We start from the raw sequence: 25,375 nt of genomic DNA, 5'->3' as shown, positions 1-25,375 counted from the left end.
TTTCTCATGCAGATCCAACATTTACAAAATTCCCCAAAGTCTTAAGGAAAATAAACATACTTTTGCCCCAACTTATGCAAACAATAGTTAAAAAGACTAACCGAAGTTAAAGTTAAAAGCAATGTCGCAAGATACCATCGAATCAATTCTGCATGAAAAACGGCTATTTCAGCCGCCCGCTGAATTCTCCCAAAAAGCTCACATCAAAAGCCTAGAAGAGTACCAAGCCCTCTACGACAAAGCCAAAGCTGACCCCCAAGCATTCTGGGCAGAACTTGCAGCCCAAGAATTAGACTGGTTCCAAAACTGGGATACCGTGCTCGACTGGCAGCCGCCTGTTGCTAAATGGTTTGTCAACGGTAAAATTAATATTTCTTACAATTGTCTCGATCGCCACTTAACCACTTGGCGCAAAAATAAAGCCGCCCTGATTTGGGAAGGCGAACCCGGAGACTCCCGCACCCTCACCTACGCGCAACTCCACCGCGAAGTCTGCCAAATGGCGAACGTCATCAAACAATTGGGAGTCCAAAAGGGCGATCGCGTCGGCATTTATATGCCCATGATTCCCGAAGCTGCGATCGCCATGCTAGCCTGCGCCAGAATCGGTGCAGTACACAGCGTTGTTTTTGGCGGTTTTAGTGCAGAAGCTTTGCGCGATCGACTCAACGACGGCCAAGCAAAACTCGTCATCACCGCTGACGGTGGCTTCCGCAAAGATACCGCCGTCGGCCTCAAAACACAAGTAGACAAAGCATTAGCAAATAATGCCACACCCAGCGTTACCAACGTTCTCGTAGTTCAGCGCACCAAACAGAAAATTGACATGGAACCCGGGCGCGATCATTGGTGGCACGATTTGCAAAAAGGTGTATCGGCAAATTGTCCCGCCGAACCGATGGACAGCGAAGATATGCTGTTCGTACTCTACACCAGTGGCAGTACCGGCAAACCGAAAGGTGTCGTCCATACAACCGGTGGTTATAACCTTTATACCCACATGACAACCAAATGGATATTCGACCTCCAAGATACCGATGTTTACTGGTGTACTGCTGATGTCGGCTGGATTACTGGACACAGTTATATTGTCTACGGGCCGCTGTCCAACGGTGCGACAACTTTAATGTATGAAGGTGCTCCTCGCCCTTCAAATCCTGGCTGTTTTTGGGATGTAATTGAAAAATACGGCGTCACCGTTTTCTACACTGCACCTACTGCGATCAGAACATTCATGAAAATGGGCGAACACTTGCCCAACGCGCGCAATTTGTCCTCTTTACGATTGTTAGGAACTGTCGGCGAACCGATCAATCCTGAAGCTTGGATGTGGTATCAACGAGTAATTGGCAAGTCGAATTGTCCGATCGTCGATACTTGGTGGCAAACAGAAACCGGCGGAATTATGATTACCGCTTTGCCCGGTGCAATTCCTACAAAACCCGGTTCTGCAACCCTACCGTTCCCCGGAATTGTGGCTGATGTTGTTGACCAAGATGGCGAACCAGTAACTAACGAAAGCGGCGGTTATTTAGTGGTGAAACATCCTTGGCCGGGAATGATGCGGACACTTTACAACGATGCCGATCGCTTCCGCCGCACTTATTGGGAATATTTGCACCCGAAAGATGGCGAATTTGTGTACTTTGCAGGGGACGGCGCGCACAAGGACAAAGACGGTTATTTCTGGGTAATGGGCCGCGTTGACGATGTAATTAATGTGGCCGGACACCGACTCGGCACAATGGAAGTCGAGTCAGCTTTGGTATCGCATCCAGCGGTGGCGGAAGCTGCGGTTGTTGGTAAACCGGATGAGATTAAAGGTGAGGAAATTGTGGCTTTTGTCACGCTGGACAACTCGCAGCAACCTAGCGATGAATTGGCTAAGGAATTGAAGCAGCACGTTGTTAAGGAAATTGGGGCGATCGCCCGTCCGGGAGAAATTCGATTTACTGATGCTTTACCGAAGACTCGAAGCGGGAAGATTATGCGGCGTTTGCTGCGTTCTTTGGCTGCGGGACAAGAGGTTTCTGGGGATACTTCGACTTTGGAAGATCGGACGGTTTTGGATAAGTTGCGCGGTGGTGCGTAGGGGTATTTTGTAACCGCAGATGTAGGCAGATGAACGCGGATGAACGCTGATGAAATTCCCATCAGCTCATCTGCGTTTATCTGCGGTTTAATTGTTAATTGGTTTATTTACCGCGCCACAGATGAACCGCATCTGGGTTAATTTGCGACCTTACCTGTAGCCAATCCTCTAACAAGTAATCATCATCAACTGCTTCAGAATGCTGTTCGTCTTTGAGAATTGCTAAGACGTGGACTCCAGACGGATAGTTGACATGACGAATTTCTGGGTCATATCCCAAGTCTTGAATTTTTGCTAAAATGCGATCGACAGCACCGGCAACAGTAAGATCGACGGCAAGAATAATTTGACCTAGTTTAGCACCCGGTTTTACACATTCCAGAACAGCCATTATTCTTTCTCCTTGTAGTTGCGGTTTAAGATAATTGCATAATAATTTGCTATTATATAACCGTGAAGTCTTATATTGCTCGTGTTGTTCTATGCCCGCTTTAGACCTGTACCACAATACAGTTAAAAAATCTCTCCTCAATGATGGGTGGATAATTACTCACGATCCTCTCCATCTGAAATGGGGGAAAAAAGATATGTATGTGGATCTGGGAGCAAAACAGGTGCTGGCTGCAGAACGAGGAGAACAGAAAATTGCTGTGGAAGTCAAAAGCTTTGTCAGCGATTCAGAAATGCAGGACTTGAGAGAGGCGATCGGACAATTTACTATTTATCGATCTGTGCTTCAGAGAACTTATCCAGAACATACGCTTTATCTGGCTGTTCGCGATATCACCTATGAATCTCTATTTGAAGAACCGATCGGTCAATTAATGATTGAAGATGAAAAGCTCAAGCTGATTGTATTCGACCCAAATCAAGAGGCGATCGTAAAATGGATACTTTAGCTAACTTTAGAACCACCATTAAAACAGTTCTCGAACCTTACACAAAAATTCCTTACTCTCATGGCGATATAATTTGTAAAGCCGTGTTTGATGAAAAATCTGATTGTTACCTGCTAGTTACTTTAGGCTGGGATAAAGCCAAACGAATTCACGGCTGTTTGGTTCATATAGATATTATTGATGATAAGATTTGGGTACAGCGAGATGAGACAGAATACGGCGTGACAAAAGAACTTGTAGCTGCTGGAATTTCCAAGGATTCCATTGTTTTAGGTTTTCATCCCGCCGATGTCAGACCTCATACAGGTTATGCAGTTGTGTAGTTAATGAATTATTTGGCTCATCTATTCTTATCAAAAGGCACGCCAGAATCCTTGATTGGCAACCTCTTAGGAGATTTTGTCAAAGGTTCGGCAATCAACCTTTATCCCGATGAAATTAGAAAAGGCATCGATTTGCACCGCAAAGTAGATAGCTACACCGACTCTCACGCAATAGTGCGATCGAGTAAAAGCCTTGTTTGCGCCGAGAGACGCAGGTTTGCTGGAGTTTTGATTGACGTGTTTTACGACCACTTCTTAGCTAAAAATTGGCTCGAATATTCAGAAATTCCGCTCCCCGATTTTTCTCGCCATGTCTATAAAATCCTGCAAGACAACCGCGATATATTGCCTGAATCTCTCCAGCGGGTGCTGCCCACAATAATTGCCCGCGACTTGCTTTCATCTTATCAGGACATCGCCGAAATCGGCATCACTCTTACAAGAATGTCTGCCCGAATCAAGCGGACAAATAACTTGGCAAGCGGCATAGAAGATTTGACAGCTAACTATCAGCGATTAGAATCAGATTTTCGAGAGTTTTTCCCAGACTTGATAAAATACGCCACAGTTGACAAATATTAATACAAACAACAAAAATTACAGTTGCTAGTGATAACGAACTCGTGTATACTCCAAGCGATACCTGCATGAAATCTCAAGTGCAACAGGGTTCAAAATATGGCAACCAGAATTCCGAACCTGCAAATAACTAAAGTAGTTGATGGCGACAGCATCAAAATTTCTCTCAACGGCAAAACCGAGTCTCTGCGGCTGATTTGCGTCGATACAGAAGAAAGTCATCCGGGAGGCTCCAAACCTGTAACTGCGGCGGGGAAAGCAGGTACGGAAATGGCTAAAAAATACTTTGCGACAGCAGATGGCGGACTTGCTAAAATTGACATAGAATTTGATACAGACGATTCGGTTGAAGTGGCTCTACAAAAACACCGCGACAACTACGGGCGTCTCCTCTGTTACGTACATAAAGACGGAGAAAATTACAATCTTAAACTGATTGAAGAAGGCTGGAGTCCCTACTTTGTAAAATACGGGCGCTCCAGATTGTATCACCGACAAATGACTGAGGCAGAATCGGCAGCAAAAGCTTACAATCTGATGATTTGGAATCCGATTATCAATGCCAAAATCCCCTCTCGCAACTATGCTAATTTACTGCCTTGGTGGTCGATGCGAGGCTCGATTGTTGAAGAATTTCGGTTGTCGGAAGCAACCGCAGGAGCGCTTTCTTTGAGGTTGGACTACCCGAAAATATTAGCGGCTTCTGAGAAAGCTAAATCTATTACTATTTTCTGCGATTTGCAGGCGGGAATTACTAAAAGGATCGGCGGCAGCGCTGTAATTTATGCTGGTTCGGTGTATCATAAATTAGATTTGTGGATACCGGATTCTGAAACTGATGAAAGAGCTCCCTTGAAGCGGCTAATCGAGAAACGTTATGCGGGTCTGGGACGGGGATATGTGTATGTCAGTGGGAAGGTAGAACAGTACAAAGGGAAGCCTCAAATAGTTTTGAAGGATATCAAACAACTTTCAGACTTTCCCCCACAAAAGTGAATATTACATAAATTTAATTAACAAAATTGCAGGACAAATGGAACGATGAAGACTGTTCTCCGGGGAACGCGATTGAATTTTGGGCGATTCCCTACCGCAACGGGCCCGCTTAACGAACGGGATAGCTTGGCTTCGCGCATTTTTTAAATTTTAAGTAGCATGACGGTTTAAAATCAAAAAATATTGTGTTTTTTTATTAGGCTAAATCAATTCATACTATAATAGTATAATCGCCAATCTGTAGCTGCCAATAGCTGCGACATCTATCCAAACTCCAGAAATTTAAAAGCTATGTGCCAATTACTGGGAATGAACTGCAATGTTCCAACAGATATTTGCTTTTCTTTTGAGGGTTTTTCTGCAAGAGGTGGCAGAACAGACGTTCATCAAGACGGTTGGGGAATTGCTTTCTTTGAAGGTTTGGGATGTCGCCTTTTTATAGACTCTAAACCTGCGATTGCTTCTCCGGTTGCTGAAGTAGTGCGCCGCTATCCCATTCATTCAACTAACGTCATTGCTCACATCCGCAAAGCTACGCAAGGCGAAATTGCTCTGGAAAACTGCCACCCTTTTATTCGGGAACTATGGGGACGTTATTGGGTGTTTGCTCACAACGGAAATCTCGAAAATTTTTATCCAGAATGTGCCGGAGTTTACAAACCGGTTGGCAAAACTGACAGCGAAAAAGCATTCTGTTTGATATTAGAAAAGCTGCGCTCTACTTTTCCTCAAAGTAAGCCTGCTGTAGCGGAAATTTACCCGGTACTGGAGGAAATTACTAAAAGTTTGGCAGAGTACGGAATTTTTAATTATTTACTTTCGGATGGAGAACACTTGTTCACCCACTGTTCTACTAATCTGCATTATATTGTGCGACAAGCACCTTTTGCTAGCGCTCACTCGATCGACGAAGATGTAACAGTCGATTTTCGGGAATTGACCAATGAGGGCGATCGCGTGGCTGTTATTGCCACTTTTCCGCTGACTGATAACGAAGTTTGGACGCAAATTCAGCCAGGAGAATTGCTGGTATTTCAGGATGGTTTGCCTGTCTCTTCTGGGCTGCTGGAGTTAAGTTAACGAGATTTAAACAAATTTAAAGCCTAAACAGAGCATCCAACCTGCTAAGGAATGAAAAATAAATAATTTAATGAATTACTCAGGTTGGGGTACGGCTCGATAATTCCATTTGGGCAAATATTCGTCAAAAAGAATTTGCATAGTATTTTTGAAGTTATCAGCTACCTTCCTACCAGTTTTATAAACTTTATTAAGGATATTTACAGCTACAGATAGTCCCGTTTTAGTGTGAGTTTTTTCGACGAGAGCTTTGACTAATTCTAAACTTGTAAAAATTACTCCTTGACAAGCCCTGGTAATATGAGGAAAAAGTCTATAGCGGTTCTTAAAAAAGTGAGGTATGCCCTATGCCCATGAGTACCTCATCTTTCTGAGAAAGGCTATATGTTTGAGCGGATTATATTTAGATATATAAGGAGGATAATGAGCAATTCCGATCTCTATTCCTATTTCATTAACTAATTTATGCAAATCTGATTTAAAAATATAATGATTAGCATTATTACTACCTCACCCATCACATTTTGCCAAGATAGAACTAGCGTTAGGGTAGGTAGCTTTACCATAATTATTCCACCATTTTTTTCAGGGTAAGAGCATCTCAATTAGGCTTGACACAAGGACTCAGAAGAATCTAATGTAGGGTCAAGAAAACAAGAAAAGAGAACTTGAATCATATAATCGTTATCCATAGCAGTGCGTTTCATTTTTTGTCTGAGACTGCGTTTGTAAGTCAGTTCTCGATTGAGGGCATTAAGAGCGATGCGTCGTAAAAGAGCAAAATTCCGAGGACTGTGGAAAGAGCGAATGCGACAAGCATCCTCAGCGAATGTACAGTCAAGAGTCCAATGAGCCTGGTTTTCAATACCCCAATGTTTTCGGATAGCCAGACCAATAAGTTGAGCATTACTGTGTAAAGAAGTCAAATAAAATTGCACCTCACGGGTAGTTTTGTTCCAGAGATGACGGACTCGTACAACCATGACAACGCTTTGAAGTCCTGCCCATAATCGGGGTTGATAAAGATGATTAATTGCAGAAACCGGAACCGACCAGACTTGACGAATTTCTCGGCGATGGTGTCCTTTTTCGATGCGTTTTTCATAACTGACATCAATGCCTTGAAATTGCTGAGAAGAAGCTGTTTCAAACCATTCTTGAACCTGATTGTAGAGAGTGGGATGATTTGCCTTGAGCGCCAAAACGTAATCTCCTTTCTTGTCGATAATCTTTTTGGCAATTTCTGTTTGTGTCCCCATTGCATCAATAGTGATAATGGAACCGGTGATATCCAGTAATTCTAATAATGCAGGAATAGCAGTAATTTCATTAGATTTATCTTCTACTTTCATCTGTCCCAAAACTAAACGTTGTTCACTCGACCAGGCACTAATAATATGGAGTGCCGATTTACCTTGATTTCGGTCATACGAACCCCTAATGGTCTTCCCATCTATGGGGATTATTTCTCCTCCCATCTTGGTGACAAGGGTTTCTACCCATTGAAGAAAACAACGATTCAATTCTTCTGGGTTAATAAACTCAAATACCCGACGAAAAGTGTCATCAGAGGGAATACCGTGAGGTAATGCCAAAAACTTTTCTAACCACTGTTTTTTGCTAATGCCATAATTTTCCATGTCTTCCCATCCTTGCGCTCCAGCAATTACTGCTAAAATCGCAATTACTAAGATATCTGTGAGTTGATGTTTCTTCGTTCTCTCCACTCTGGGATCTTTAATATCTTGGAAGTGCTGAACTAAACTTTTTTGAATACAAGCGATATCTGCCACTTCTGTTAGCTTTCTCTCAGGAGGAAAATTTTTCTGAGTATCGGCAGTTTTGTTGTCAAAGCCTTGAAACATATAGGGTATTTTTTGAGATTTTCAACTACAGTATTACTGTCATCTCACTGATCTGTGTTAGGAGTCAAGTGTGCTGTCTACACAGTCTCTTATGCTTATTTTGTTAACTTTGTCAAGTTCATATTATACCAAATTAGATGAGCTTACCCTGCCATTTTTTTAAAGACTCACAGGCGAATTCACTGGTATTTTTACTATTTCTTAATGTTATATATCCTCGGTTTTGTTGAGAATCATAAACCCCATGTGGGCTCACTTTACCGTGACCTAAACTCCAAAAATCCCGATCGAAAGTAGTGACAGGTTCCTTTGTATAGAGAGTTCCCGGAGGATACAAATTTCCTAAAACTTTTTTCTTTTTGGTATCAAAACGGTTGGATAGGATTGCTGGCTTCTCTATACTCCGTATCCACTTTCGCAATATTTTAAAATTGAGCGTCACGATTTTCATTAATTACTATTATTTGTTTTTTGTTTTCGTTTCAAATACCAATGATTTTTTAATAGTTTTGCCACTAAGGAATGAGAATTAAATAACTTACAATCCGTGATGGTTCTTGTGGGATGGGCGTCCTGCTCGTCCAGAAAGGGCGGGCTATAAGCCCAACCCCTACTCCCCACTTTCAAGAGTGTAAATTATTTAATTCGCGATCGTAAGGGGAGACTAATGGTAAAACCTGCCGCTTGTATTGCAGAAGCTATTTCTTTATGGGTCAAATTAGTTTATTTGATTAACTCATTCATTGGGTTTCAGGCTGTGTGATTTTTTAAAATGTATAAAAATTCTGCATCAATGGCGATTTTAGTAGACAGAATACTTTTTCTTTCCCCTCCTCTCTTTCTGATCCTGGAACTATTCAGTGTCTCTGAGTCCATTTTTTCTAAATCTTCTATTACCTTGATGATAGTATTTCGACTGCATCCCAAAATTTGCATTACATACCTAATTCCACCCCATCCTAATTTTTGAGCTTAAGAAAGCTGCATATCTTCTTTTGTTTTTTTCTGATAATAATGATGTATAAAGTTTTTTAATTTTTGACTCAATTCAATTAGACTCAGACCGGGAGTTAAAAGTAAATTAGAAGAGTTAACTATAAAAATCAGTTGTGAGTTGTTCTCTGTAGGAGTAAAAATTGTCATCTCACACTTTATTTCATTATAACCGATAACTCATCAACTTATTTATTTTTCATTTCTAACTTCCTTAGATAGTGATGCTCAACTTTTAGGTCGAGCTCTCCGAAAACATTGGGGGATTGAAAATGAGGCTCATTGGGCTTTAGATTCTACCTTTGCTGAAGATGCCTGCCGGATTCGCTTTTTCCACAGTCCCCAGAATTTAGCTGTCCTGCGACGGCTCGCGCTCAATGCCTTCAATCGTGAACTGACTTACAAACGTAGTTTTAGACAAAAAATGAAAAGGGCAGCTATGGATAGTGATGATCTGATTCAAATTATTCGTTCTTGTTTTGCTGACAATATATTAGATTCTTTTGAGTCCTTTTGTCAAGGGTGATTGAGATGCTTTTACCATGTATTAATTCGCGGATTGGATGCTGAAAATTTACGGGAAATTGGTGTACGATCCGAGGGAAGAAGCTTTGGGAGTATCAAGCAATATCGGAAGATGAATTTGACTAAAAAAATCAAATAAAGGAGTGATGCAAAGTAACCTGGTTTTAAGGTAAAGAATGTCGATTTTGATTCGGCGTTGGGTAATAAGAAAGGGGGTAGCGAACCCGGATTGAGTATTATCAGTTTAACACTCCTCATAGCGAAGATTTTTGCGAGGAGACAGGGAATTAATTCCCTGTCTGGATTTCGGCAAAACGCGCTATTTTATCCACATTAATCAGAGTTTATCTCCGGTTAAAAATCGGGTTCTGCAGCCAAAAGCTCGATCGACAAATCCATCTGTTCCTTCCCCCGCGCCAAAAAGCTTTCGCACTGCTGCCAACACTCTACAGCCACCCCAAACTGCTCGAAAACCTCCTCTAGGGGCAACTCTCCCGATTCCACCCGATCGATAATTGCTTCAATTCGATCGACCGTTTCCTCATAATTCCAGTCAGACTGGCGCAACTGCGAATCAATCATAACTTGTCTTCCGCATCCAATACTTCTACAATCTTAACTTTCAGCCGGCCCCGACTCAACCTCACAGTCAATTCCTCTCCCAATTCCAAACCGTCAGTTGTGCGGACGATCGTACCGTCACTTTGGATTACCGCCGCATAACCCCTTTGCAAAACCGCCGCCGGATTCAGTGCGGATAACTTTTCTTGCAATACTTCCAGTTTACCAGTTGCCTGCCGCAAAGTTCGGGATGTCGCAGGCAAACGTTTTAATCGATTTTGTAACTGTTGCAAATGCTCTTCTTCTGCCTGAAATCTGGCCCGCACAGCACTTGCTAAATTGACCATTCGCTGCTTGTGTTCAAAGTAAATATCTGCTAAAATTGGTACAGCTTGAGCCGCCGCCGCAGTAGGAGTGTGGGCTCGTTTATCTGCTACTAAATCGGCGAGAGATTCGTCTCTTTCGTGCCCGATACCAGTGATAATTGGAATCGCACAATTGGCGATCGCCCTGACAACTCTCTCATCATTAAAACAAGCCAAATCTTCCGCCGCCCCGCCGCCCCGCCCTAACACGATCACCTCCGCCCTACCGTCCAATTCTACACGGGCGATCGCCCTAGCAATCGCAGCAGCAGCGAATTCCCCCTGCACTCCTGTCGGCGACAGCAACACCCGCAAACCCGGATATCTTTGGGCTAGAGTGCGCTGAATGTCTCCCCAAGCAGCGCCAGTATCGGATGTCACCACGGCCACAATTTGCGGGTGTGCGGGAATCGGGCGCTTTCGGGCGGGATCGAAGAAACCCTCAGCATCCAAGCGCGATCGCAATTGCTGCAACCGCAAAGCCTGCAATCCTTCCCCAGCCGGCAGCGATTGCACAACCGTCAACTGGTACTCGCCGCGATTTTTGTAAACCCGGATGCTTCCCAAAACCAGCAACTGTTCCCCTTTTGCGGGCATTTGCACCAATTTTGGCCGCTGAGAATTCCACACCACGCAGCGAATAGCAGCGCTTTTGTCGGTGTCGCAGAGAGTGAAAAAGCAGCCGCTGGGGTGGTGCGAAACGTTCGACACCTCGCCTGTCAGCCAAATTGATTGCAGGTTGCGATCGCCCTCCAACAAGTCTTGCAGGTAAGATGTTAGTCCAGCAACAGATAAAGCTGTATCGGGAAGAATTGAAGTCATCCAATTTTAGATTTTAGATTTTAGATATTAGATTTTAGATTTAGGCTACTATCAATGCTTCGGACAGTGTGTGATTGCCAAGCGTAAAATAAGGGTTTCAGGGCGATTGTGCAATCTCCTTCATAACGGAAAATCACTGATTTCAGAAGACAATCTAAAAATAGTCCGGACTATTGTACTATATCTAAGGTAATTTATTTGTAGGCTGAGCGGGCGATCGTAAATTTAACTGCAAACAAACTAATGATATCAGATACAATGACTTCGATTAATGTGCTGCGCCAAGAGGCTGCGGCGATCGGCATTACTGAGGAAGAAGCCAGAAAATATGGCGACCTCCGACATAAAAGAACTTGGTCTTTGGCGATCGAACATCACCTCTCAATGCAAGATTTTGCCGTTGGCGAAGCCCTCGAAGAGGATCGCATAGAACAATCCTTCACAACTTCCGAACCCGATTCCTCCAGCGCACTCAACCACTCTCAGACTGAAGAGTCGAAAGACTATGGTATTCAGCTAACTGCGAACCTAGGCGAATCTAGAGTAACCAGGGAGAACCAAACAGCCTCTGTTGCTTCGCCACAACAGCAAGCAGTAGCAATCGGGCGATCGCCCGGTAATTCCGACCACCGCAGCGACCACAACCGAGGTTTTAAACAAGTAGTTCAAAATCATATTAAAGCATTAACAATCGCATCCGCCTCCCGCACAAATCTACTCCATTCACAACTGGGCAATTGGGTGTGTCCTGAGTGTGGGTCGGAGGGCGAACTGGGTTGTTACCTTTGCGCCGGAGAAGGCAATGTAGGGGACATTGCAGCTATTGGCTGGACGCTAGCTTATATGGAAATGTTGGGCTGTTCTGCTCGCGAAATTGAACCGTTGAGAAAAATTTCTCCTTCACTTAATATTCTGGAATTGAATTTAAAAGTTTGTGTTGCTATCAAACAAAGTAGCGAAGTTTTAGCCAGGACGGAGAAATGGGTAAGATTGAAGGAACAAGGAATGCACGACACTGATTTTGACACGGATACACGGATTAATTCTTAATGGTGATTCAGAAGTTAGAAGAAAAAACAACTATCAGTGTATCCGTGACTTTTGTGTCGTGCTGTTGGGCCTTAATATCAATAAAACTTCAAAATTCACTCATACCCACCTAAAAATTACTCCAAATTAAGTATTGATTCTAGCTTTTTCAAAGCAACTTCCAAATCGTCATTAACAACTTGGAAATCGAATTCCCCCGCCGCTTCAATTTCCTCTTTAGCCCGCACCAACCGACGGGCGATCGCAGTTTCAGAATCTTGACCCCGACTCCGCAGCCGGCGCTCCAACTCTTCCCAAGAAGGAGGTAAAATAAAAATTCGCAGCGCCTCTGGAAAATTATTCCTAATTTGCCTTGCCCCTTCCAGCTCAATTTCCAGGATTACCGATTTTCCCTCACCGATTCCTTGTTTAAGACCAAAATAAGGAGTACCGTAAAAATTACCGGCAAACTGGGCCCATTCCGCCAACTCTCCAGCCTCAACCATTTTTTCAAAACGGCTGCGGCTGACAAAATAATAGTGTTGTCCCTCAATTTCTCCCTCGCGGGGCTCACGAGTTGTCACCGATACCGAAAGATACAATTCGGAATGGCGATTGAGGAGCGATCGTACTAAGGTGCCTTTCCCCACACCGCTAGGCCCCGTCAGAACAATTAATTTACCAGATTTCATTTTTAGAAAAGAAACGTGTAACAATTTAAGTTTCTGCTTACTTTAGACCGTAAGCGCTCAAATTGCAACTGACAAACCTCAATCATCCCTACCTTGACCGTCTTTGCCGATCGCAAAACGATTAGCAACAGTTTCCGGCTGAATCGCCGAGAGGATGACGTGACTCGAATCTGTAATAATTACCGCCCTCGTGCGGCGGCCGTAAGTAGCGTCAACCAGTTGTCCCCGCTCCCGTGCATCAGTAATAATCCGCTTAATTGGCGCTGACTCAGGACTGACAATGGCAATCACTCGATTAGCAGACACAATGTTACCAAAACCGATATTAATTAATTGAATATCCATGAAATTCTTAATTTGTAGGTGAACGATTGACTATCAATCCTTACTTTTGATCATATAATATACAAAGATTTTTTCTGACAATCCTCAAATTAATCCCAACTAAGTTTTTTATTTCCTACCTAAAAATTTTACCCTTTTGACGCCTAGTACCCCGTTCTTTATCAAAAATTTAAAAAAGACTCGCTGTTGTCGCTCTATCTTAAAGATTCAGTAAAAGCGTCGATTTTGAGTTGCAAATGATAGCATTAGCTGTATCGAGACAACATCCAGTAAATGTTGCGAAATATAAATTTAATTTCCCAGATAGCAATACTCCGGACAGTTTTTAAGGATCGCGAATTAAATAACTTACAATTTTAATTGTTATTGTGGGATGGGCTCTTATAGCCCGTCATGAGTGGACGGGCTATAAGAGCCCATCCCACTTTCAAGAGTGGAAGTTATTTAATTCTCATTCCTTACTGGAGTAAGCGTAACAGCAAACTTTATGACAGCGAAACCTCTAAATCCTTAAAACGGCAAAACCATAAATGTGGGGAATATGGCTTAAAAATGCTAGGCGATGAAAGGGTTAATCTACATCATGTAGACGGCAACCATAGTAACTCGAAAATAAACAGCCTTCTAGCGGTTCACTCTCATCTATCACGATTATATTCACATGAGCAAAAGCGAAAGCTGAGAACATCGGGCTCTGTATGCGGAGAAATTCGCACGTACATATCTAAATGGGAGGGGCAGGGAATAATATCTCCCCTCCACCCAACCAATTCTCAAGTGCTTTTGTCAAGCATGATTGAGAGCCTCTTACCCTGCAATCATAAGATTGCACTTTCGCACTTTTAATGATTGTAACTTGAGATAATTACCCGCCACCCTTTTTTTTCGGTATTTTTGGAGGGCTGACATAGCGCGCCCAAAAAGGTTCTTCCATATCTTTCATCGCTGCTAGTTTTTGGCGCTCTTCCTCTATGCGCTTGCGTTCTGAAAGATTAGAAAATATGTTGATACTGCCGACAGTTTGGCCGCCCGCATCTCGCACAGGTGCGGCCCAAAGCCAAACATCGATCGAACTACCGTCTTTTTTCAACAAAGATATTTCCAAACCGTTTTGCGGTTTGCCATTAGACGCAGACTTTAGCAGCGCGTAAAAATCTTGCTTTTGGCCTTCAGGAATATTCGGTAAAGGTTTCCCTAAAACCTCAGCCGCAGCCCAGCCAAAAAGTTGTTCGGCGGCGCGGTTCCAAACAACGGTATTGCCGTCATTGCTGGTACAGTTAATCGCCAGCGGCGCCGATGCTATCTGGGCTTGCAAAACTTGGTTAACGAGTTGCAGTTTCAATTCTACTTGCTTGCGATCGGTAATTTCCTGACAAGCGCCCCACAACCGGACAACCCGTTCAGCAGTTTTGTCCCACACCACTTGCCAGTAGTCCCGCACCCAGCGCACCTCGCCTTTTTGATTAATAATGCGATACTCATTAGCTCCAGTGCGGCTGAAAGTACAGCCTTCTAACTGTTTAATTAACATTTCCCTGTCGTCGGGATGAACGAGTTCGGAGTTCCACCAACCAAACGATTCTAATTCTTCAGGAACGCAACCGGTGCAGCGCTCAAAAGCTTCTGTCGCCCACTCGCAGGCGAACTTGCCATCGGGAAGTCCCTTAAAAGAATAGGCAAAATCCGAAGTAATTTGCGACATAACTCTGTAGTGCAGTTCCGAATCTCGGACAGCGACTTCCGCTTGCTTTCGTTCCCCTATTTCCCGCGAATTAATTATAATTCCCTGCACGCTAGAATCGTAAAGCAAACTGTTACCTATTGACTCCATGTAGATCCAAGAACCGTCAGCGTGGCGTTTCCGATATTCGATTGCCCCCCCAATTCCGGGAGCTTCTAACAACTTACCAAAATACGTCTGCCAAGCTAGCAAATCGTCTGGATGGATTAACTCGCCGTGAAATTTGCCAATTCTATCTTCTGGGTTGTAGCCCAAAAGCCGCTGTAGAGAGCCGCTGTGGTATCTAACTCGCCCATCGGAGCCGACAATGCTAATTAGATCGGGAGAATTACGCAGCATAGCTTGCAGTTTGGCTTCACTTTTAGTTAAGGCTTGAGTGTCCCTGCGATGCTGGCTGATTTGTTTTTCCAACTGCTCCCGTAGCTGTCTGATTTGCCCTACTTGCTGGGCTACAGTGCGCTCCAATAGGCGATTGTTTTTTTCAATTTTAACCAGCTTTGCCGCGTTATTTGTGGCGCTTTCAAACAAGCGGCTGCCTGCAATTTCCTGTAGAGAATTTGATAAATCTTCCAAAGTTTTTGTGAAAATTGCCTGTTGCGGGTGTGGCAATTCCCTAGCTTGTTCCTGCAATGTTTCTAAGTGTTTGTAGACAGTTTCTAGCATTTTATTAAGGGGGGAATCTAATAGTTGCCGGCGGGTGCAACCCCTAAAAAGCGGACACAAGTTTTTTCAACATAACCCATAACTAAGACTGGTGTGTGGCGATCGACCCATCGCGCTCTCAATAACCAGGCATTTTGGGACTTTCTCTTCAAATCATAGCAACCGATAGAGAAAGTAAATTCTTGTTGCGCCCTAATTGCCAGCCCAGCCGCACCCCCAAGAAGTGATCGCCAGGAGTGCGGGTAACTCTCCTACCCAGTGAATGTAGGGCTTCTCGCGGTTAAGCTAAACTAGATGGGTGTCAAGAGAAAGAGGGATTTATGACAGAGCAAGCCAACGCTCGCGATTTGTTTCGCGCTGCTTACGAACACCGCTATACCTGGGATGCCAATTTTCCCGGTTACAGTGCCGATATTGAACTCAAACAGGGCGACGAAGTATATACGGGTCATGTTTCCATCAAACCCGACATGAGCGTGGAAGTCAGCGGCATTGAAGATGAGGAAGTGCAGCAAAGCGTCTACACCCAAATGCGTGATATTGTCACCCACCGCAAACGATCGACATTTGAAAAATCTCACGGCAAAAATAGCTTTACCCTGGGCGAGAAGGACAGCACCGACGCTGTGGACATCTTGGTGCAAGGCGACTCAATGGGCTCGAATTATAAAATCCGAGGTCTCTCAATTTGTCAAGTCAGCCGGGTGATGGGCCGGATGGCTTTCGTAATTGACACGCACAAAAGCTTAGAGACACCCGAAGGTTCTTTGGCTACCCACTACGATGCCGTTTTCCGCAACCCCCAAACAGACGAAATTATCAAAGAACTCGAATTTGAAGATACCTTTGAGAAGATAGGCGACTATTATGTCATGACAAAGCAAGTAGTTCGAGCCAAAGAAAAAGGTCAACTGACAACAACCGAGTTCAACTACTCCCACGTCAAACTGCTAGAACCAGCAGTAGTGTAGCGCCCTCAAAAACCCGATTTCTTAAATAAAAGGGTTTTTTTGGTTAACGTATCAGAATCAACTTGATTTGGCGGCAAGTAACGCTACGATCGAACGAGAGAGCTAATTGGGATCGAGCATCAGCGTGACAGAAACCGGGTTTCCTGCCGCGGGCTCACCTGAGTGCCTAAGTCTTTGATCAAAAAACCCGGTTTCTTAAATCCCGCGCGGGTTGAGAATGCTGCCCTTGAGTCAAATCGAACTTTCATCACCTGCAAAAAATCATCACAGAGGCGAAATATGACACTAGCACTAACCAGAGATAACGTCGAAACAGTTCTCGATGAAATGCGCCCCTACCTGATATCCGACGGTGGCAACGTCGAACTCGTAGAAATTGACGGCCCAGTGGTACACCTGAGACTGCAAGGAGCTTGTGGCTCTTGCCCGAGTTCCACAATGACTCTGAGAATGGGGATTGAACGTCGCCTGCGCGAGGCTATCCCAGAAATTGCCGAAGTCGAACAGGTAATGTAATTAGTCAGTTGGCAATTGGTAGTTGGCAATTGGTAGTTGGCAGTTGACGGTTGACGGTTGACGGTTGACTGTTACCAATTACCAGTTGACGGTTGACTGTTGGCAGTTGGCTGTTAACAGTTGGCTGTTACCAATTACCAGTTGACTGTTGACTGTTACCAATTACCCAATTTAATTGCCAATTACCAATTACCCAATTTAATTACCAATTACCAATTACCAATTACCAAATTCAATTACCAATTACTAAATTCAATGTCTCACCCCCTTTATGTAGCCTTCATTTGGCACCAACACCAACCGCTCTACAAATCCAGAGTATCAGCTAGCGCAGGAACAGCCCAGTACCGACTGCCTTGGGTGCGCTTGCACGGAGTCAAAGACTACTTGGATTTAGTGCTCCTCCTGGCAAAATATCCCAAGCTTCATCAAACCGTAAACTTGGTTCCCTCCTTGATTTTGCAGATAGAAGACTGCATCGCAGATAAAGCATTAGACCCTTACTTGACGGTGACATTAAAGTCAGCAGAAATTTTAACCCTCCCAGAACAAGAGTTCATTTTAGAACACTTTTTTGACGCCAATTACCACACTCTGATTCAGCCACACCCCCGCTACGCTCAACTCTACACTCAGCGGCAGGAAAAAGGCATTCAGTGGTGTTTGGAAAACTGGAAATTGCAGGATTTTAGCGACTTGCTGGCCTGGCACAATTTAGCTTGGATTGACCCGCTGTTTTGGGACGACCCGGAGATTGCAGGGTGGCTGAAACAAGGACAAAATTTTAGTTTGGTAGACAGAAAAAACATCTACTCAAAACAAAAAGAAATCCTCGCTCGCATCATCCCCCAGCACCGTAAAATGCAAGCTGAGGGACAGTTGGAAGTCTCCACAACCCCCTACACGCACCCGATTTTACCGCTGCTTGCTGACACTAATGGCGGCCGCATAGCTATTCCAAACATGACGCTGCCACAACACCGGTTTCAGTGGGAAGAAGATATTCCCCGACACCTGAGAAAAGCCTGGGAAATGTATGAAGACCGGTTTGATTGCCAACCGCGCGGTTTGTGGCCGTCGGAACAAGCAGTCAGCCCGGAAATTTTGCCCTACATTGCCAAACAAGGCTTTAAATGGATAGTCTCGGACGAAGCAGTTTTGGGGTGGACAATTAAACACTTTTTCCACCGCGACGCGACAGGGAATGTCTACGAACCAGAATTCTTATATCGCCCTTACCGTTTAGAAACTCCTGACGGGGATTTAGCCATAGTATTTAGAGACCACAGATTGTCGGACTTGATCGGGTTTACCTACGGTTCGATGGAACCGGAAAAAGCAGCATCAGATTTAGTGGGACACTTAGAGGCGATCGGCAGAACTCTCAAAAACCGACAGTCAGGCGGCCAAACAGCTTTAGAAAATCCCTGGTTAGTGACGATCGCCCTCGACGGCGAAAATTGCTGGGAATTCTATCCCCAAGACGGCAAACCGTTCTTAGAATCCCTCTATCAAACTCTCAGCGACAATCCAGATATCAAATTAGTCACAGTCTCGGAATTTCTCGACAAATTCCCAGCAACCGAAACAATTCCCGCAGCCCAACTGCACACTGGTTCCTGGGTGGACGGTTCTCTCACAACTTGGATCGGCGATCCCGCGAAAAATCGCGCTTGGGACTTGTTAGAGCCTGCGAGACAAATGCTGGCAAACCATCCAGAGGCCACAGAAGAAAGCAACCCAGAAGCTTGGGAAGCGCTGTATGCGGCCGAAGGTTCCGACTGGTTCTGGTGGTTTGGCGAAGGCCACACGTCGAACCAAGATGCCATGTTCGACCAGCTATTTCGCGAACACGTAGCGGCGATTTACGAAGCTCTCGGCGAGCCTGTACCCCCGGAAGTGCGGCGGCAAGTAGAGGTGCACTCTGTTCAAGGCGACCACCTGCCGCTGAGCTTTATTCACCCGGTGATTGACGGTATCGGCAACGAACAGGATTGGGACAAAGCCGGTCGGATTGAAGTTGGGGGAGCAAGGGGTACGATGCACCGGAGTTCGGCAATTCAGCGCCTTTGGTACGGGGTTGACCACTTGAATTTTTACATTCGTGCCGACTTCAAGGTAGGGGTGCGGCCGGGAATTGATTGCCCGCAGCAGTTAAATTTGTTCTGGTTTTATCCCGATCGCACGATGAACAACAGTCTGATTCCGCTGTCGGGTTTACCTGACGAAGCACCGCTCAACTATAGATACCACCATCAGTTAGAGATTAATTTGCTGACGAAATCGATTTGGTTTCAGGAAGCAGAAGAGGGCGATCGGTGGCTGCCCCGCATTAGCCGCGCCCAAGTGGGAGTGGATAAATGTTTGGAGGTAGCAGTGCCCTGGGCGGATTTGCAGATTATGCCCGACTGGCAGGTGAGGCTGATTGCGGTTTTATCGGATGGGAGTAGTTACTCTACCTGTATGCCGTTCGATTCTTTGATTCCGATCGGAATGCCGTAAAAAGTCATTAGTCATTAGGCTGTAGGGGCGGGTTTCACCAGCTTTCATAGAACTGCTAACCCAAATAAATATAAACCCGCCCCCTGAATTAGTCATTAGTCATTAGTGATTTTTTGAACCAACAAACAATTAAATAATTATCAAATTATATCCAATTGGGGATTCTACTCTGGCTGCCTAATGCCTTGATAATTTCGGTCGCATCCGGTCGAGCGAAAACTATAAAATATGTCTGTAATGAGGGCTTCATCACTCATGAAAAAGAGGAATAAAGTCATCACTACAAACCTTATTGTAATAGTTATTTTACCGGAAATCATATCATTAGTCATGGGGAAATTAACAAACTAATGAGCCGCATTTTACTATTGGTCGATCGCCACCAACAACTTAATTTGCCGATCGCCCACCTCAACACCGAGCATGAGGTGATTGTACTCGATCGCGCTTTAAATCCCAACTCCGAATTTCCCATTCCCCAAATCGCTTTTGACTTGTGCATTCTCGACGAGGCCTCTTTCGATCGCATCGGGCCGCTGGTAGAATCATTAAAAACTGCCGCCGAACCGATATTTTTACCGTTCTTGCTGGTTAGTCAATCCCAAACGCCTGCTCTTTCTGAGCAGCCATTTTCGCAGCAGCCCAAACAACTCGAACGCAGAATAGACGATTTGATAGTAAGTCCCGTCGAACTCGCCCAACTGCATTGGCGGGTAGAGAATTTGTTGGCCCGCAGGCGGCAGTCGCTAGAAATCCACAGACTTCAGGAAATAATTAAAGAACGGACTTTTACAGAAAGTTTGTTAAAGGACTCGCTGCAAACGGCAAACGAAAACCTGCAACGGGAAATCGCCAAGCGGGCCGAGGTAGAAACTGCACTGCGAGAAAACTCCTATCTCAACTTGCTGATGAATGCCATGCCAGATATTGTCTGCTTCAAAGATGGCGAGGGCAGGTGGCAGGAGGCAAATCAAGCGATATTGGAAGTGTTCGAGCTAGAAAAAATAGACTACCGTGGCCTTAAAGATTCTCAGCTAGGAGAACTCAGCAGTTTTTACCGCGAGGCGTTACAGGCTTGCGAGGTGAGCGATCGAGAAGCGTGGGAAAAAGGTAAGCTTTCTAGGGGGGAAGAAATGATTCCCCGATCGGACGGTACTGTGAATATCTACGACGTGATTAAAGTACCCGTATTTCACCCCGACGGCAGACGCAAAAGTATCGTGATTTTGGGCCGCGACATCACCGAATACAAGCAAGCTAGAGACGAACTCGTGCGCTTGGCGTCGATTGTCGAGTCTTCCGATGACGGCATCGTCAGCAAAACCCTCACCGGGACAATTCAGAGCTGGAACACAGGAGCAGAGAAGATTTATGGCTACTGTGCGGCGGAAATCAAGGGGAAGTCTATAGAGATTCTAGCCATACCCGAACGCCCCAAGGAAATGCCTCAAATATTGGAAAATATTAGAGCTGGAGCCACCATCGACCATTATGAAACCGTACACTTGCGGAAAGATGGCCAACAGATAGATGTCTCCCTCACGATTTCTCCGATTAAAGACGCGACTGGAGCGGTAACGGGCGTTTCGACAATCTCTCGCGACATCAGCGACAGCAAGCGAGTCGAAAAAGCCTTTGAACAACTCCGCCACCAAACAGAAATGATTTTGTTCTCCGCAGGAGAAGGAATTTGCGGGTTGAACAAACAGGGAAAAGTAACTTTTGTCAATCCTGCGGCGGTGAGAATGGCTGGGTGCGAATTGAAGCAATTGATCGATCGACCACTCTATGAAAGCTTACACCGTTCACAGCAAGAATGCTCAAGGGCGATCGAGCAACTGTCACCTGCAACAGACATCAATTCAGGGTCGGAACTTGTCCCACACTGCGCCGCACAGCAGGCGGGCAAACTGCTGCCGAACCGGGTAAGTTCTCAAATTTTAGCCACCTTGGAAGACGGAGAGGCGCGGCGCGTCACCGATGAGATTTTTTGGCGGCGAGACGGCAGCAGTTTTCCGGTTGAGTACGTTGTCGCTCCGATGCGAGAACAAGGCGAAATTATTGGAGCTGTAGTGACTTTTAAAGATATCACGGAGCAGCTTGCCGTCGAGCGCATGAAAGATGAATTCATCTCTGTTGTCAGCCACGAACTGCGGACGCCGATGACCTCGATTCACGGCGCCCTCGGCCTCCTCAACAGCGGCCTGCTCGACGCTTACCCCCAGAAAGCTAAGCGGATGCTGGAGATTGCTGTCACTAATACTGACCGCTTGGTGCGCTTGGTCAACGACATCCTAGATTTAGAGCGGATGGAGTCGAGTTACAGCACTGCCGTCAAACAAACTTGCAATGTGGCTGAGCTGATGTTGCAGGCGGCTGACGAGATGCAGGGAATGGCGAAGCCGGCGGGAGTTACTCTGTCGGTGAAGCCTGTGGGGGCGCAATTGCAAGCTGTTCCCGATCGGCTAATTCAAGCCTTGACAAATTTACTAAGTAATGCTATAAAATTTTCTCCCTCCGGCGCTACGGTTTGGCTGAGCGGGGAGTTGAGCCACAATCTGGATTTGGCAGAAAAAGCAGCCCACAAGTCGGTGTCGTCTCCGTCTTTGTTGTCTCCTGAGCCGGCCGCCGCGCCTCCGCATATGCCAGTTCCGACCTCGTGGTACATCGTGATTGCTGTGAAAGACCAAGGGCGGGGTATTCCGCCAGACAAACTGGAGATGGTCTTTGAACGCTTTCAACAAGTTGATGCTTCTGATTCTCGCCAGAAAGGAGGTACTGGTTTGGGGCTGGCTATTTGTCGCAGTATCGTGGAGCAGCACGGCGGGCGGATGTGGGTGGAGAGCGTTGTGGGGGAGGGCAGCACTTTTTTCTTAAGTCTGCCACTTCTTGCGGGAGGGGCTGGCAACTGAAAGTTAATTTCTACCCAGGTGTACGCAAAGTTAATGATTTTGTGCAGATTGTTTGATCGAGTCATCGACAAACAATCTCAGCCTTTTCAGAAGTTTGGGGACTGCGGGCAAAAAGCACAATTTGAGGTCGAAAAGCGGCTTTTTTTGGGTGGGATATTGTACAGCAATCGCGCCAGACGCTTAGGATGTTCTTAGGTGAAACCCTGCTGCTCAATGGTAACTTCCTTGTTCCTTGTTCCTTCAATATTTGCTATACAGTTTTGAAATTTTACTGTAAAGTCCGATTGGGTCAGATAATTTGCTTTACAAAATATTCACATTTAACCTCTAATCTATGATCAGTTCTCATTCATAAAAAAATGTTAATTTTGACTGCCAAGCGCATCTTGGTTATTGACGATGCGGAAGATATTCGGGAAGTAGCTCAAGTCAGTCTTGAGCTGGTGGGGGGCTGGGAAGTCCTGACAGCGAGTTCTGGCCGCGAGGGTGTTGCTAAGGCTCTTGCCGAACAGCCTGATGCTATTCTATTGGACGTGATGATGCCCGACCAAGACGGGCCTACTACTTTTCAACAGTTACAAGCTAATAAGGCTACGCAGCACATTCCGGTAATTTTATTGACAGCTAAGGCTCTGGCTGGGGACAGGCGGATGTTCGCTGATTTGGGGGTGGTGAGCGTGATTGCTAAGCCTTTTGAACCGATGTTTTTGGCGGATCAGGTCGCTGAGGCTTTGGGCTGGAAGCAAGAATAGATCGATCGTCCGCATTGAATTGTGCAGCTTTTCAAGCAGTAGTTTTGCAGGCAAAGAGAGTTAAAAAAACTTGGTTTCTTGGATATGGTTCCTTAGATCGAATTAGGGCGATCGGACAGGATATATGTAGCAATTTAGACCCCGCACCTTTGGTCCGGTCAGCTTAAGACTCAAAACCTCAGTCCGGTATCAGTTTCCACCCTATCGGTATTGGGGTGAAATTGATACCAATAGGGATGCCTAAGTCCCTATTGGTAGTGCGTCCATTTAACCGAATTCGGCCTCAGCCATGAACTCAGTATTCCTACTGATTTATCCGCGAAATATAAGCTGGCAGGATTATTTTACTTTTTGTAACAACTCACTCGTCTTCATAAGTTCTTCAGGTTTTAGTTTTATGTTTAAGCAGAACGTCAGGGATCGCTCCTGACTGTTGGCAGACACATTGGGAGAAGACGATTATGCCCTCAGCTTACATTTTGCTACTAATAGTTTCTCTGGCAGCAGTCTGGATTTACTGGCAAACCTCTCAAGATATTTTTGTTCTTGTGGCTTGGGCCGGGCTGGGTTGTTTTATTTGGGGTTTCTCTTGGGCTCCTTGGAGCGTTCAGCTTTTGATTGTGGTGTTACTCTTGGGCCTCCAAAAGTGCTACTTGCGCGACGCCCAAAGCTATGAGTGAAAAAAAATTTTTATTTTTGTGCCTGGAATTGAGATGTGCAGGCTTTCGTGAATCTCTCTAATGATTGGGTTATCGCTCCATATCTTCAAAAAAGGTTTAAAATATCATGAATAGTTGCCCTTGTTGCTCCTCTAAATTGCTCCGCCACGCTCGCCACAATCGCGTTTATTGGTTCTGCTCGCACTGCTGGCAGGAAATGCCGGATCTGTCGGAGATGATTTTACGTAACAGCGTGCGGAATCACAAACGCGATGGTTTGGTGAAGGTTGCGAGTTTGACTCCTAAATTGAGGATTTTTGATTCTGTAGAAATTGCTTAGTTTCCTGGAGTTAGTCTCGCGATAAATATTGAGACTGAAAAGATTTTTGTTTGTGCCCTCAGTGGGATTTTTGGATAAAAAATGCACTCATCCCCTTCCGTGTGAAGTGAAGGGGACTTATTAGCGGGGGGGATGAGTGCACTTGTGATGGGGTCGATCGCCCTACAGAATTTCAGCTATTGTATGCAGTTAAGCTGATTACATCAAACCGATTTGAGAGAGAATGCCTTGACCGGTGATGTATTCGGTAGCTAGGCCGATAACGAAGCCCAACATTGCCAAACGGCCGTTCCAGGTTTCAGCAAACTCAGTGAAGCCAACTTTTGCGTCTTTGTTTTCCATGACCATAAACCTCGTTTAATTTCAACCTTATGTAACTAAACTTAACACAGCAGTATAAAGTTTGCAACATATTTTTACATTTACTGTTCAAATGCCGGAGATCAGCGGGATGGGCCCGCAGGGAGAGGGGCTCGCGGGGGGAAGGTCGATCGGTGTCAGCTTGGCGAAAACCTTGGTGAGATGTCTAAGGATGTAAACAAATTATTTTGAGTTAATACTTGACATCCAATAATTAGAACGCTAGCCTAAAAGCAGAGCTAAAACAAAATATCGCATTCAAAATGAAGGAATGTTGATTGAGTCGTCTTAGCTACACGGTTTATAAAACTGGGGCAAGTTTCTAGCACCCCGTTGAGCGGAATGTAAGTCTAATGTCGTTTTAACAAGTTGATACAAGCTTGAGAAAATTGAAACATTATTGAGTTCCATTTCCCTTCAGCGGGCTGCTACTAAACTCGTTCCAGTTATGTAAACCCTGTAGCTAAGACGCTAATCAAATCCCAACAAAATTACAGTGTTTTGTGGTAACAGATTGTCCTGTGCCGAGATGTTAATTTTTGAGCAAATCCACAGACAACACTCCATGAATGCTAGATGCGCGATATGTCGAGGCTGTCCAATCAACCTAATTGTAGGAATGAATACAATGGTGGACAATCATCGAACCACAGGCAAACAAAAAAGCCAGTCTCAGCCTTTATTTTCTATTTACGTCGATCTTCAGAACACACACTTAACGGGACTTAAACATAAAATACGATAAAAATAGGTTATAATGCTTACATAGCAAGCATATAACGTTAAAAAATGA

24 protein-coding genes and 1 pseudogene are annotated in these 25,375 nt (G+C 44.9%); 15 read left to right on the top strand and 10 right to left on the bottom strand.

Annotation, left to right across the window (positions count from 1 at the left end; all coding sequences use genetic code 11):
- The first annotated feature begins 121 nt into the window (after positions 1 to 121).
- Entirely contained in the window at positions 122 to 2,092 is a 1,971-nt protein-coding gene (gene acs, locus QUA88_RS12510) for an acetate--CoA ligase (RefSeq protein WP_333053648.1), read from the top strand.
- A gap of 103 nt (positions 2,093 to 2,195) precedes the next feature.
- Here acs and QUA88_RS12505 read toward each other — a convergent pair whose 3' ends face one another.
- Complete coding sequence (locus QUA88_RS12505) at positions 2,196 to 2,483, bottom strand: hypothetical protein (protein WP_333202092.1); 288 nt, start codon at positions 2,481 to 2,483, stop codon at positions 2,196 to 2,198.
- A 91-nt stretch (positions 2,484 to 2,574) separates the two neighbouring features.
- Between QUA88_RS12505 and QUA88_RS12500 the strand changes: the two genes are divergently transcribed.
- The 5 genes from QUA88_RS12500 to QUA88_RS12480 all read left to right on the top strand — a co-directional run bounded on the left by QUA88_RS12500 (position 2,575) and on the right by QUA88_RS12480 (position 5,969).
- Complete coding sequence (locus QUA88_RS12500; protein WP_333053641.1) at positions 2,575 to 2,991, top strand: element excision factor XisH family protein; 417 nt, start codon at positions 2,575 to 2,577, stop codon at positions 2,989 to 2,991.
- Positions 2,979 to 3,314 (top strand): XisI protein, encoded by a 336-nt coding sequence (locus QUA88_RS12495; protein WP_190740648.1) that lies wholly within the window; start codon positions 2,979 to 2,981, stop codon positions 3,312 to 3,314. Before QUA88_RS12500 ends, QUA88_RS12495 begins: the two co-directional genes overlap by 13 nt.
- Before the next feature lie 3 nt (positions 3,315 to 3,317).
- A complete protein-coding gene (locus QUA88_RS12490; protein WP_333053640.1) occupies positions 3,318 to 3,896 on the top strand; it encodes an ACP phosphodiesterase in 579 nt (192 codons plus the stop codon).
- 96 nt (positions 3,897 to 3,992) lie between these two features.
- Positions 3,993 to 4,889, top strand: a complete 897-nt coding sequence (locus tag QUA88_RS12485) for a thermonuclease family protein (RefSeq protein WP_333053639.1) — start codon at positions 3,993 to 3,995, stop codon at positions 4,887 to 4,889.
- 291 nt (positions 4,890 to 5,180) lie between these two features.
- Complete coding sequence (locus tag QUA88_RS12480) at positions 5,181 to 5,969, top strand: class II glutamine amidotransferase (RefSeq protein ID WP_333053638.1); 789 nt, start codon at positions 5,181 to 5,183, stop codon at positions 5,967 to 5,969.
- A 75-nt stretch (positions 5,970 to 6,044) separates the two neighbouring features.
- Here the strand turns inward: QUA88_RS12480 and QUA88_RS12475 are convergent.
- From QUA88_RS12475 to QUA88_RS12465, 3 genes and pseudogenes are all read right to left on the bottom strand, one after another.
- Positions 6,045 to 6,467 (bottom strand): annotated as a pseudogene (locus QUA88_RS12475) (ISAzo13-like element transposase-related protein); the annotation flags it as partial.
- Between the two features lie 107 nt (positions 6,468 to 6,574).
- Entirely contained in the window at positions 6,575 to 7,834 is a 1,260-nt protein-coding gene (locus tag QUA88_RS12470) for an ISAs1 family transposase (protein ID WP_333271927.1), read from the bottom strand.
- A gap of 133 nt (positions 7,835 to 7,967) precedes the next feature.
- A complete protein-coding gene (locus QUA88_RS12465) occupies positions 7,968 to 8,285 on the bottom strand; it encodes an ISAzo13-like element transposase-related protein (protein ID WP_333055873.1) in 318 nt (105 codons plus the stop codon).
- A gap of 717 nt (positions 8,286 to 9,002) precedes the next feature.
- Here QUA88_RS12465 and QUA88_RS29500 point away from each other — a divergent pair.
- A complete protein-coding gene (locus QUA88_RS29500) occupies positions 9,003 to 9,353 on the top strand; it encodes an ISAs1 family transposase (RefSeq protein WP_445243083.1) in 351 nt (116 codons plus the stop codon).
- 353 nt (positions 9,354 to 9,706) lie between these two features.
- On the opposite strand, the gene xseB is transcribed toward QUA88_RS29500, so the two are convergent.
- Positions 9,707 to 9,934, bottom strand: coding sequence for an exodeoxyribonuclease VII small subunit (gene xseB, locus QUA88_RS12460; RefSeq protein WP_190740787.1), 228 nt, complete (start codon positions 9,932 to 9,934; stop codon positions 9,707 to 9,709).
- Positions 9,931 to 11,100, bottom strand: coding sequence for an exodeoxyribonuclease VII large subunit (xseA, locus tag QUA88_RS12455; protein WP_333271924.1), 1,170 nt, complete (start codon positions 11,098 to 11,100; stop codon positions 9,931 to 9,933). Before xseA ends, xseB begins: the two co-directional genes overlap by 4 nt.
- A 243-nt stretch (positions 11,101 to 11,343) precedes the next feature.
- Between xseA and QUA88_RS12450 the strand changes: the two genes are divergently transcribed.
- The gene (locus QUA88_RS12450; RefSeq protein WP_333208144.1) at positions 11,344 to 12,150 is read left to right on the top strand and encodes a hypothetical protein; all 807 of its coding nucleotides are present in this window, start codon (positions 11,344 to 11,346) and stop codon (positions 12,148 to 12,150) included.
- 116 nt (positions 12,151 to 12,266) lie between these two features.
- Here the strand turns inward: QUA88_RS12450 and gmk are convergent, their stop codons facing one another.
- The 3 genes from gmk to QUA88_RS12435 form a co-directional block, all read right to left on the bottom strand.
- Positions 12,267 to 12,821: a guanylate kinase gene (gmk, locus tag QUA88_RS12445; RefSeq protein ID WP_333055876.1), complete on the bottom strand. Its 555-nt coding sequence runs from the start codon at positions 12,819 to 12,821 to the stop codon at positions 12,267 to 12,269.
- 78 nt (positions 12,822 to 12,899) lie between these two features.
- Entirely contained in the window at positions 12,900 to 13,166 is a 267-nt protein-coding gene (remA, locus tag QUA88_RS12440; protein ID WP_172193250.1) for an extracellular matrix/biofilm regulator RemA, read from the bottom strand.
- Positions 13,167 to 14,031: 865 nt separating this feature from the next.
- Positions 14,032 to 15,570, bottom strand: coding sequence for a PAS domain S-box protein (locus QUA88_RS12435; protein ID WP_333055877.1), 1,539 nt, complete (start codon positions 15,568 to 15,570; stop codon positions 14,032 to 14,034).
- Between the two features lie 320 nt (positions 15,571 to 15,890).
- Between QUA88_RS12435 and QUA88_RS12430 the strand changes: the two genes are divergently transcribed.
- The 7 genes from QUA88_RS12430 to QUA88_RS12400 all read left to right on the top strand — a co-directional run bounded on the left by QUA88_RS12430 (position 15,891) and on the right by QUA88_RS12400 (position 24,222).
- Complete coding sequence (locus tag QUA88_RS12430) at positions 15,891 to 16,541, top strand: DUF3386 domain-containing protein (protein WP_333055878.1); 651 nt, start codon at positions 15,891 to 15,893, stop codon at positions 16,539 to 16,541.
- A gap of 279 nt (positions 16,542 to 16,820) precedes the next feature.
- Complete coding sequence (locus QUA88_RS12425; protein ID WP_006632519.1) at positions 16,821 to 17,057, top strand: NifU family protein; 237 nt, start codon at positions 16,821 to 16,823, stop codon at positions 17,055 to 17,057.
- Positions 17,058 to 17,312: 255 nt separating this feature from the next.
- On the top strand, positions 17,313 to 19,559 hold the full coding sequence (locus QUA88_RS12420; protein ID WP_333271920.1) for a glycoside hydrolase: 2,247 nt from the start codon (positions 17,313 to 17,315) through the stop codon (positions 19,557 to 19,559).
- A gap of 350 nt (positions 19,560 to 19,909) precedes the next feature.
- Positions 19,910 to 22,471: a PAS domain S-box protein gene (locus QUA88_RS12415; RefSeq protein WP_333055880.1), complete on the top strand. Its 2,562-nt coding sequence runs from the start codon at positions 19,910 to 19,912 to the stop codon at positions 22,469 to 22,471.
- A gap of 359 nt (positions 22,472 to 22,830) precedes the next feature.
- The gene (locus QUA88_RS12410; protein WP_333055881.1) at positions 22,831 to 23,223 is read left to right on the top strand and encodes a response regulator; all 393 of its coding nucleotides are present in this window, start codon (positions 22,831 to 22,833) and stop codon (positions 23,221 to 23,223) included.
- A 461-nt stretch (positions 23,224 to 23,684) separates the two neighbouring features.
- On the top strand, positions 23,685 to 23,903 hold the full coding sequence (locus QUA88_RS12405) for a hypothetical protein (protein ID WP_333055882.1): 219 nt from the start codon (positions 23,685 to 23,687) through the stop codon (positions 23,901 to 23,903).
- A gap of 106 nt (positions 23,904 to 24,009) precedes the next feature.
- Positions 24,010 to 24,222, top strand: coding sequence for a hypothetical protein (locus QUA88_RS12400; protein WP_333055883.1), 213 nt, complete (start codon positions 24,010 to 24,012; stop codon positions 24,220 to 24,222).
- A 198-nt stretch (positions 24,223 to 24,420) separates the two neighbouring features.
- On the opposite strand, the gene QUA88_RS12395 is transcribed toward QUA88_RS12400, so the two are convergent.
- On the bottom strand, positions 24,421 to 24,564 hold the full coding sequence (locus QUA88_RS12395) for a chlorophyll a/b-binding protein (protein ID WP_096831166.1): 144 nt from the start codon (positions 24,562 to 24,564) through the stop codon (positions 24,421 to 24,423).
- Between the last annotated feature and the right edge of the window lie 811 nt (positions 24,565 to 25,375).

It is taken from the genome of Microcoleus sp. D3_18_C2 (genome assembly GCF_036702395.1).
Lineage (GTDB): Bacteria > Cyanobacteriota > Cyanobacteriia > Cyanobacteriales > Microcoleaceae > Microcoleus.
Note: the sequence above shows the minus strand (reverse complement) of the source record. Positions and strands in the feature narration are given on the sequence as shown.